The organism is Cupriavidus sp. L7L, from assembly GCF_004353535.1.
GTDB lineage: Bacteria > Pseudomonadota > Gammaproteobacteria > Burkholderiales > Burkholderiaceae > Cupriavidus > Cupriavidus oxalaticus_A.
The window spans coordinates 501,932-508,487 of record NZ_SMNY01000024.1 but is presented as its reverse complement, the minus strand read 5'-3'; the positions used below and the strand labels follow the sequence as shown (position 1 = coordinate 508,487).

Here is a 6,556-nt window from a genome sequence, read left to right as displayed (position 1 = left end):
GCGCGGTGGCGCGCGCAATGCCCCGCCGCCTGCCGCGCCCGCCGCCGCAGCGGCTCCCGCGCAGCGTCCGCCGGCACAGCCCTTGCGCGCGCCCGGTGCATCTGCCGTCAGCCGTCCCGCCGCGGCGCCTGCGCGGCCGGCACCGCAGGCACCGGCACAGCGCGCTGTGCCGCAGCCATCGGCCGCGCCCGCCAGGCCAGGTCCGGCCGCTCGCCAGCCCGAACCCGAATCGGTGCCGCCGTGGGAGATGTCCGGCGGCAGCGATGTGCCGCCATGGGAAGACCTGCCGCCGGACTTGCCGGTGATCGGCCCCTATGACAGCGACCCCGGTTTCCGTGCGGACGAGCGAGACAACGGCTTCAGCGACAACGGTTTCAGCGAGCGGCCGGCCCGCGTCAATCCACGCAGCGGCGCCACCAGCGCGCCCGTACGCGAAGCCGAACCTGTGCGTGAGGCCGCTGCGCCCGCGGCACCGGCCGAGGGTGCCAAGTACGTCGCCCCGCGCCCGCCCGCGCCGGCCGAAGACGGCTCGCCGCCGGTCTTCACCGGCGACTGGCCGGCGCTCGCTGCCGGCCTGCCGCTCAAGGGCCTGGCGCAACAGCTGGCGTACCAGAGCGAACTGACGCAGGTGGTCGGCAAGACCTTCAACCTGCGCATCCCGGTGGCCGCCCTCGGCGAGAATGGCGTCGCCGAACGCCTGCAGCAAGTTCTGTGCGACCACTTCGGCCAGCCCGTGCGCGTGCTGTGCGAAGTCGGCCCGGTCGCGGTCACCGCCGCGGCGGCCGATGCCCAGGCCCGTGCCGAGCGCCAGCGCGAAGCCGAGGCCGCGATCGAGGCCGATCCGTTTGTGCAAGGGCTGCTGCGCGACTTTGGCGGCCAGATCGTGCCGGGCTCGATCCAGCCGCGCGCGGCCTGACAGCCCCAGTCCGCGCCATCCGCCACGAATTTCCACCACCGAATTTTTTTACCGAATCCAGGAGCGTTCCATCATGATGAAAGGTCAACTCGCCGGGCTGATGAAGCAAGCCCAGCAGATGCAGGAAAACATGAAGAAGATGCAGGAGCAACTGGCCCAGATCGAGGTCGAGGGCCAGTCCGGCGCCGGTCTCGTCAAGGTGGTCATGACCTGCAAGAACGACGTCAAGCGCGTCACCATCGACCCCAGCCTGCTGGCCGAGGGCGAGGACAAGGACCTGCTGGAAGACCTGGTCGCCGCCGCCTTCAACGACGCCGTGCGCAAGGCCGAGGCCACCACGCAGGAAAAGATGGGCTCGATGACCTCCGGCCTGCCGCTGCCCCCGGGCTTCAAGCTGCCGTTCTGAAGGCAAGCGTGAAAGCGGGGGGGAAGGGTTCCGCGCCGACTTCGCTGCAGGCGCTGGTCGAGGCGCTGCGGGTGCTGCCGGGCGTCGGGCCGAAGTCGGCCCAGCGCATGGCGTACCACCTGCTGCAGCACGACCGCGAGGGCGCGCGCAAGCTGGGCGACGCGCTGCGCGGCGCGGCGGACCATATCCGCCACTGCCAGCGCTGCAACACCTTCACCGAGCAGGAAATCTGCGAGACCTGCCTGGATGACCGCCGCGACGCCGCGCTGCTGTGCGTGGTGGAAACGCCGGCCGACCAGGTCATGATCGAGCAGACCCTCACTTACCGCGGCAAGTACTTCGTGCTGATGGGCCGGCTGTCGCCGCTGGACGGCATCGGCCCGCGCGAGATCCACCTGGACCGGCTGCTGGCGCGCGCCACCGAGCCGGAGCTGGGCGGGCCGGTCGGCGAAGTCATCGTCGCCACCAACTTCACCAGTGAAGGCGAGGCCACCGCGCACTACATCGGCGAAATGCTGAAGGCGCGCGGCCTCAAGGTGTCGCGCCTGGCGCGCGGAGTGCCGGTCGGCGGCGAGCTGGAATACGTCGACGCCGGCACCATCGCGCGCGCGGTGATGGACCGCCGCAACCTCTGATCCCTGCGGCGCTGGGCGGCATGCCCGCGCCGGACTTTTTCGCGTCCGCCTGTCCTATGAACCTGGCCCGCTTCGATCTCGTCACGCTTGGCTTGTTCGTTGCCGTGGCGCGCCAAGGCAGCATCTCGGCCGGCGCGCGCCAGTCGCACCTGGCGGTGGCGGCCGCCAGCAAGCGCATCTCGGACCTTGAGACCGCGGTGGGCGCGCCGCTGTTTTTCCGCCATGCCGCCGGCGTGCAGCTGACCGAGGCCGGGCAGGCCTGCTTCCACCACGCGCTGACCATCCTGCAGGACGTGGAGCGCATGGCTGGCGTGATGTCCGACTATGCGTCCGGCGTGCGCGGGCAGGTGCGCGTCTGCGCCAACACGTCGGCGATCACGCAGTTCCTGCCCGACGACCTGGCGTCGTTCATGCAGCGCCATCCCACCATCCGCATCGAGCTGGAAGAACAGAACAGCCGCGACATCGTCGCCGCGCTGGTGGAGAACCGCGCCGACGTCGGCATCTTTGCCGACCGCACGCCAGCGGCGGGGCTGATGACGGTCGAGTACCGCCAGGACGAACTGGTCATCATCACGCCGCCCAACCATCCGTTGGCTGCACGCGGCCCGGTGCGGTATGCCGATACGCTCGAATTCGACTTCGTCAGCCTGCCGCAGGAAACTTCGCTGGCGGCGCGTCTGCTCGAAGAAAGCAGCCGGCTCGACCGGCCCTTCCGGCTGCGCATCCAGGTGCGCAGCTTCGACGCCATGTGCCGCATGGTGATGGCCGGCCTCGGCGTGGGCGTGCTGCCGCGCATCGCGGCCGAGCCGCACGTCAAGTCGATGGGTTTGTCGCTGGTGTCGCTGCAGGATGCGTGGGCGCGCCGCTCGCTGCTGATCGGGCTGCGCGATCCTGCAGGCCTGACGGTGTCGGCGCGTCTGCTGATCACCCATCTCTGCGGGGACAAGGCGCCGTTCTGACGTCCTGGGGCGCCAGGTGCCCCCCGGAGCCTTTCGCGTTCCGAGAAAGCCCGCTTCTCCGATTGCCGATTCCTGGCTCGCCCCTCGCTGGGGCACACTCCGTGCCAATGACAGACGCGGCGGTATCGATCACCAGATCGAATTTCCGCGGCGCAACGAATCCCCCGCATTGCACGGAGACACGCCATGGCGCAACAGATCCTCGAGGGCATCCGCGTCCTCGAACTCGGACAACTTATCGCCGGCCCCTTTGCCGCGAAAACCCTGGCCGATTTCGGCGCCCACATCATCAAGGTAGAGCCGCCCGGGCAGGGCGACCCGCTGCGCAAATGGCGCATGCTGCATGAGGGCACGTCGGTGTGGTGGGAAGCACAGTCGCGCAACAAGGAATCGATCTGCATCGACCTGCGCCAGCCGGAAGGGCAGGCGCTGGTGCGAAAGCTGGCCGCCGAGGCCGATGTGCTGATCGAGAACTTCCGCCCCGGCACCATGGAAAAGTGGGGCCTGGGCTGGGACGTGCTGCATGCCGACAACCCGCGCCTGATCATGCTGCGCGTGTCGGGCTACGGCCAGACCGGTCCCAAGAAAGACGAGCCGGGCTTTGCCGCGGTGGCCGAGGCCATGGCGGGACTGCGTCACCTGACCGGCGAGCCGGGCCGCGCGCCGGTGCGCGCCGGATTGTCGCTGGGCGACACCATCGCCGGGCTGCACGGCGCCATGGGCGTGCTGCTGGCGCTGTACCAGCGCGATGCGCGCGGCGGCGAGGGCCAGGTGATCGACGTGGCGCTGTATGAATCGCTGTTCAACCTGAGTGAAAGCCTGCTGCCGGAATACTCCGCCTTCGGCGCGGTGCGCCAGCCCGCCGGCGGCGCGCTGCCGGGCATCGCCCCGTCCAACGCCTATCCCTGCAGCAGCGGCGAATACGTGCTGGTGGCGGCCAACGGCGATGCCATCTTCAAGCGCATGATGCTGGCCATCGGCCGGCCCGACCTGGCCGATGACCCGGCGCTGGCCCAGAACGACGGCCGCGTGAATCGTGTCGACGAGATCGATGCCGCCATCGCCGACTGGACCCGCACGCAGACGGTGGAATCGGTGCTGGCGGTGCTGCGCGAGGCGCAGGTGCCGTCGGGCCGCATCTATACCGTCAAGGATATTGCCGAAGACCCGCACTACCGCGCCCGCGGCGTGATCGAGTCGGTGACCTCGGCCGGCGGCCTGACCGTGGAAGTGCCGGGCGTGGTGCCCAAGCTGTCGGCCAGCCCGGGCGGCATCCATGACCGCGCGCCCACGTTGGGCGAGCATACCGATGCGGTGCTGAAGCAGGCGGGCTTCGACGATGCCGCCATCGCCGACCTGCGCGCGCGCAAGGTGATCGCATGAGCGCCGCCGCCCAGCTGCGCGGCCCGGCCCGCGTCGAAATCAATGAAGTCGCGCCGCGCGACGGCCTGCAGATCGAGCCGGTGGTGGTGCCCACCGACGGCAAGGTCGCCTTTGTCGATGCGCTGTCGGCCTGCGGCTTCGCCCGCATCGAAGCCACCTCGTTCACGTCGGCACGCGCCATCCCCGCGCTCGCCGATGCCGAAGCGGTGATGCACCAGATCCAGCGCTTCCCCGGCGTGCGCTACACCGTGCTGGTGCCCAACCTGCGCGGGCTGGAACGCGCGCTGTCGTGCCGGCCGGACGAGGTCAACCTGGTGATGTCGGCCAGCGAGACGCATAACCGCGCCAACCTGCGCATGACGCGCGAGCAGTCGCAGGCGCAGTTGCTGGCGATGATCGAAGCCGCCAGCGCCGCCGGCGTGCCGGTCAATATCTCGCTGTCGACGGTGTTCGGCTGCCCCTTCGAGGGCGAGGTCGAGGCCGGCGCGGTGATGGCGCTGGCCACGCGCTTCGCCGAAGCCGGCGCGGCGGGCATTACGCTGTGCGACACCACCGGCATGGCCTATCCCACGCAAGTGGCCGCGCTGTGCGAGCGCTTCCAGGCGGCGCTGCCCGGCACCGGCCTGACCATCCACCTGCACAACACGCGCGGCATGGGCCTGGCCAACGCGCTGGCGGCATGGGAGACCGGCGTAACCCGCTTCGACGCGGCCGCCGGCGGCCTCGGCGGCTGCCCCTATGCACCCGGGGCCAGCGGCAATGTCAGCACCGAGGACCTGGTCCACATGTTCGACTGCATGGGCGTGCAGACCGGGGTCAACCTCGGCGCGCTGCTCGGCGCGGTGGCCGGCCTGCCGGCGCTGGTCGGGCGCGACATCCACAGCCAGTTGCTCAGCGCCGGCCCGCGCCTGCGCACGCACCAGCCGCCGGGATGGATGGCGGAGCATTTCGCGGTGCAGGCCTAGCGCCGCACCCCGACAACAACAAGACAGCAATACAAATGGAGACCCTCATGAAGCAAGCCCTTCAACGCAACGCTGCCAAGCCGGCCACGTCCACCCTTATCGCCCGGCGCAAGGCCGTCGCTGCCACGCTGGCCGCGCTCGGTACCGCGTGGCTGGCGCCTGCCGCGCTGGCGCAGGACGCCTATCCCGGCCGCCCGGTCACGCTGGTGGTATCCGCCGCGGCAGGCGGCACCACCGACATCGCGGCACGGATGATTTCCGAGCCGCTGTCCAAGGCGCTTGGCCAGCCGGTGGTGGTCGACAACAAGCCCGGCGGCAATGGCGGAATTGCCGCGCAGCTGGTGGCGCGCGCCAAGCCGGACGGCTACACGCTGATGCTGCAGTACTCGGGCTTCCACGTGATCACGCCGCTGCTAATGAAGAACCTGTCGTGGGATCCGGTCAAGGACTTCGCGCCGGTGGCCAATATCCTGTCGGCGCCGCAGGTGCTGGTGGTGCGCCAGAACCTGCCAGTCAAGTCGCTGAAGGAACTGGTCGCGTACGCCAAGGCCAACCCGGACAAGCTCAACTACGCGTCGTCGGGCAACGGTTCGCTGCAGCACGTCTCGACCGAGCTGCTGAACCAGATGGCCGGCACCAAGATCGCGCACGTTCCTTACAAGGGCACCGGGCCGGCCATCACCGACCTGCTGGGCGGCACGGTCGACCTGACCATGACCACGCCGCCGCCGCTGATGGGGCATATCGCCGCCGGCAAGCTGCGCCCGCTGGTGGTCACCAGCAAGACGCGCCTGCCCAGCCTGAAGGACGTGCCCTCGGCGCCCGAGGCGGGCTATCCCGACCTCGACGTGTCGTCGTGGTTCGCGATGTATGCGCCGGCCGGCACGCCCAAGGCCGTGGTCGACAAGCTGACCGGCGAGATCGAGAAGATCATGCGCACCGAAGCCTTCCGCAAGAAGGCGGAGGAACTGGGTGCCGAGGCGAAGTACATGAACCCACAGCAACTGGCGCAGTACCAGAAGGCCGAACTGGCGCGCTGGGGCAAGGTGATCAAGTCTGCGGATATTCACGCTGAGTAAGCATTGAAGCGCGGATGTTGTCTCCCCTCTCCCGCATGCGGGAGAGGGGAGCACACCAGGAGCCCGCCTAGGTATAGATACCGATGCGGACCCTCCATCCACCCGGTAGCATCGCAACTTGCCGCACGGCGGCACGCCGTGCTTTCGCGCATCGCCGTCCGAATCCAAATGGACAACAAACGGACAACAAACGGACAGGAAACGGGTAGG

Annotated in this window: 6 protein-coding genes and 1 pseudogene; all 7 read left to right on the top strand. The window is 69.4% G+C overall.

Annotation, left to right across the window (positions count from 1 at the left end; all coding sequences use genetic code 11):
- Positions 1–916: pseudogene (locus E1J61_RS24510) on the top strand (DNA polymerase III subunit gamma/tau); the annotation flags it as partial.
- A 73-nt stretch (positions 917–989) separates the two neighbouring features.
- The gene (locus tag E1J61_RS24505; RefSeq protein WP_012353187.1) at positions 990–1,322 is read left to right on the top strand and encodes a YbaB/EbfC family nucleoid-associated protein; all 333 of its coding nucleotides are present in this window, start codon (positions 990–992) and stop codon (positions 1,320–1,322) included.
- A gap of 8 nt (positions 1,323–1,330) precedes the next feature.
- Positions 1,331–1,957 (top strand): recombination mediator RecR, encoded by a 627-nt coding sequence (gene recR / locus E1J61_RS24500; RefSeq protein ID WP_133096548.1) that lies wholly within the window; start codon positions 1,331–1,333, stop codon positions 1,955–1,957.
- A 56-nt stretch (positions 1,958–2,013) separates the two neighbouring features.
- Complete coding sequence (locus E1J61_RS24495) at positions 2,014–2,919, top strand: LysR substrate-binding domain-containing protein (RefSeq protein WP_063238140.1); 906 nt, start codon at positions 2,014–2,016, stop codon at positions 2,917–2,919.
- 186 nt (positions 2,920–3,105) lie between these two features.
- Entirely contained in the window at positions 3,106–4,302 is a 1,197-nt protein-coding gene (locus tag E1J61_RS24490; RefSeq protein ID WP_133096547.1) for a CaiB/BaiF CoA-transferase family protein, read from the top strand.
- A complete protein-coding gene (locus tag E1J61_RS24485) occupies positions 4,299–5,267 on the top strand; it encodes a hydroxymethylglutaryl-CoA lyase (protein ID WP_133096546.1) in 969 nt (322 codons plus the stop codon). The genes E1J61_RS24490 and E1J61_RS24485 overlap by 4 nt, the downstream gene beginning before the upstream one ends.
- Positions 5,268–5,314: 47 nt before the next feature.
- Positions 5,315–6,346 (top strand): tripartite tricarboxylate transporter substrate binding protein, encoded by a 1,032-nt coding sequence (locus tag E1J61_RS24480; RefSeq protein ID WP_133096545.1) that lies wholly within the window; start codon positions 5,315–5,317, stop codon positions 6,344–6,346.
- The last annotated feature ends 210 nt before the right edge of the window (positions 6,347–6,556 follow it).

Bases quoted from the DNA above. Each gene is read 5' to 3' on its own strand.
- E1J61_RS24505 (WP_012353187.1), top strand. From the start codon at position 990: ATGATGAAAGGTCAACTCGCCGGGCTGATGAAGCAAGCCCAGCAGATG.
- E1J61_RS24495 (WP_063238140.1), top strand. From the start codon at position 2,014: ATGAACCTGGCCCGCTTCGATCTCGTCACGCTTGGCTTGTTCGTTGCC.
- E1J61_RS24490 (WP_133096547.1), top strand. From the start codon at position 3,106: ATGGCGCAACAGATCCTCGAGGGCATCCGCGTCCTCGAACTCGGACAA.
- E1J61_RS24485 (WP_133096546.1), top strand. From the start codon at position 4,299: ATGAGCGCCGCCGCCCAGCTGCGCGGCCCGGCCCGCGTCGAAATCAAT.
- E1J61_RS24480 (WP_133096545.1), top strand. From the start codon at position 5,315: ATGAAGCAAGCCCTTCAACGCAACGCTGCCAAGCCGGCCACGTCCACC.